Below are 810 nucleotides of genomic sequence, written 5' to 3'. Positions count from 1 at the left end.
GTTTTGTTTTTTGCCATAGGCAGTTATCCTCCATACATGAAAATAGCCAGACAGAGGGTGTCGGCAACGAAGTCCGGCAACGGGCTTCAAAAGACCTTGCAAACAATCTCAATCTGGCGATGGTTACCATTTATACTTTTCTTTTATTTTTCTGTTGTTTTGGTTGTCATAGGGGAGAAAAGCCGATAGTTTCGGGATTTTCCCCGGCAACCGGCTCGGCAACGGGATAGCAACAGGGGGTGCAACGGGCTGTCATTTTCAGAATGGAAGCTCCATCTGTTCTGTGACCTCCACAAAACCATCCATCGTTTTTTCAGACGGGTTGCCGGAGTCCGTTGCCGGGTTTTCACGCTCCCAGCCCTTTTGTCTGCCATATTCTGAAAACATTCTTGGGTTCGGGAAGTACCGCCAGCGGTCAATGCACTGGTTCATAATCTCGTTGATTTCCCGGATTTCCCATTGTTTCGGCTCGTCAAAGGCATGGTTCAAGGCTTCCTTGTAGAGCTGCTTGGAGCAGACCATGCTCCCGGTGTACTTATCAAGATACGCCTGTATCATCCCGGCTTTGGTGTCCTCCGGCATAAAATCCCGCTGGTGTTCTTTGAGATACCGCTGCATGGCGGGGCTGAAAGCCAGCTTGAACCTGCCGCTTTTATAAATCTCCATCGCTTCCGCCCACATCTGCCCGATATAGGCTCTGGAAGCAGCTTCGTCCTCCAAAATGTGAACCTCGGCTTGCTCCGGGTACACCATGACCGGGATAAAGCGGCGGTTGCCGGAACGGTCAAGGGGCAGGAAGTCAAGGGCATT

General features: G+C 51.0%; 2 protein-coding genes. One reads left to right on the top strand and one right to left on the bottom strand.

Going from position 1 to position 810, the window contains the following annotated elements; all coding sequences use genetic code 11:
* Positions 1-230, top strand: a 230-nt coding sequence (locus DWX26_RS16985) for a tweety protein (protein ID WP_097776738.1), incomplete at its 5' end; no start/stop codon positions are given.
* A gap of 28 nt (positions 231-258) precedes the next feature.
* On the opposite strand, the gene DWX26_RS16590 is transcribed toward DWX26_RS16985, so the two are convergent.
* A partial coding sequence (locus tag DWX26_RS16590; RefSeq protein ID WP_243030741.1) for a virulence-associated E family protein occupies positions 259-810 on the bottom strand: 552 nt, incomplete at its 5' end.

The organism is Blautia sp. AF19-1, from assembly GCF_003479155.1.
GTDB classification, from domain to species: Bacteria; Bacillota; Clostridia; order Lachnospirales; family Lachnospiraceae; genus Fusicatenibacter; species Fusicatenibacter saccharivorans.
Note: the sequence above shows the minus strand (reverse complement) of the source record. Positions and strands in the feature narration are given on the sequence as shown.